This is a genomic window from Actinosynnema sp. NPDC023658, assembly GCF_040639995.1.
Lineage (GTDB): Bacteria > Actinomycetota > Actinomycetes > Mycobacteriales > Pseudonocardiaceae > Actinosynnema.
On the sequence record NZ_JBFAAX010001255.1, the window covers coordinates 1 to 1,452 of the forward strand.

2 protein-coding genes are annotated in these 1,452 nt (G+C 74.2%); both read left to right on the forward strand.

Going from position 1 to position 1,452, the window contains the following annotated elements; genetic code table 11:
- Positions 1 to 1,031 (forward strand): LamG-like jellyroll fold domain-containing protein (locus AB0G02_RS40035; protein ID WP_360805715.1); only part of this gene is annotated, 1,031 nt, incomplete at its 5' end.
- Positions 1,028 to 1,452, forward strand: a 425-nt coding sequence (locus tag AB0G02_RS40040; RefSeq protein ID WP_360805718.1) for a hypothetical protein, incomplete at its 3' end; no start/stop codon positions are given. The genes AB0G02_RS40035 and AB0G02_RS40040, both read left to right, overlap by 4 nt.

The following is a 1,452-nucleotide window of genomic DNA, read 5'->3' on the forward strand; positions in this document are numbered from 1 at the left end:
CGCTGGTCTACGCGGCGGACGTGGCGGCGGCGAAGGTGAACGAGTGGACGCACCTGGCCGGCGTGTACGACTACGCCGCGCGGCAGTTGCGGCTGTACGTCGACGGCCGGCTGGTCGGCACCCGCAACGGGGCCGTGCTGTGGCCCGCGACCGGCAAGGAGGTGATCGGCCGGAGCAAGGTCAACGGCACGCCGGCCGGGTTCTTCCGGGGCGACCTGGACGAGGTGCACGCCGCGGAGGGGATCCTGCGCGACAGCACGATCGCGGAGCGGGCCGGGTGGCCGGCGCCGGTGGCGGGTCAGCTGGGCCGGTTCGTCAACGGCGCGGGCGACCACTACACCGGTCCGACCGACCAGGTCCGCGCCGGGTACCACTTCGAGGGCGTCCTGGGCCGGTCGGCCGCCGCGGGGCCGAACACCAGGCAGCTGTACGCGTGCGCGGCCGGGACGGACGCGTTCACCTCGACGGACGCGGCGTGCGAGGGCAAGACCTCGCTGGGCGGGATCGGCCTGGTGTACACCGTGCAGCCGACCAACGTCCCGACCGTCGCGCTCTACCGCTGCCTGGCGGGCGGCGACCGGTTCGAGTCGCGGTCCGGCGCCTGCGAGGGCGGCACGTCGGAGGGCCTGCTGGGCTACTCGGTCGGCTACGCCGCGCTGGTGCGCTACATCGTGCCGGGCTACGACGACGTGTCGACCACGAACGGGGCGCCGGTGGCGTCGACGTTCGGGGTGGCGGACGGCGTGCTGGCGATGGCCGGGCTGCCCGACACCACGCCGCTGATGCTGTGCCGCGACGGGGGCGACTCGTTCGCGTCCACCGACGCGGCGTGCGAGGGCAAGACCGTCGTGGGCTCGCAGGGCCACATCTGGACGGTCGCGCCCGCCGGGCCGAGCCGGCCGCTGTACCGGTGCAGGGGCACGGACAGCTTCGTGGCGCAGGACCCGGGCTGCGCCGGCTACCCGATGGAGAAGCAGTTGGGCTACGTGCTCGTCGACGCCCCGACCGAAGCGGCGGTGTTCGGATCATGATCGGAGGAACCATGCGCGCCGGCGGCAGACGCCTGGCAGTCCTGCTCACCCTCGTCCTCGTCACCTCGGTGGTGACGACCGCGATCTCCCCGGCCGCCTGGGCCGGGGAGCCCTCGGTGCCCCTGCCCGACACCTCGTCCACGAAGGTGACCGAGCAGAAGATGGACACCTCGCGGGGCCCGGACGAGGCCACCGCGAACGAGCTGCACGGCGACCAGCGACCGGGCAGCGGCGGCGTGGACGGCGGTGGCACCAGCAGGGCCACCCCGCTCTCGCCGTCGGCCAAGTGGGACGTCTCCGGCCAGACCGGCGACTTCACCAGGTCCTACCCGATGCGGGTCCCGCCCGTCCCGGGCGGCCTCGCTCCCCAGTTGGCCCTCTCCTACGCGTCGTCGGCGGTGGACGGCCGGACGAGCGCGAC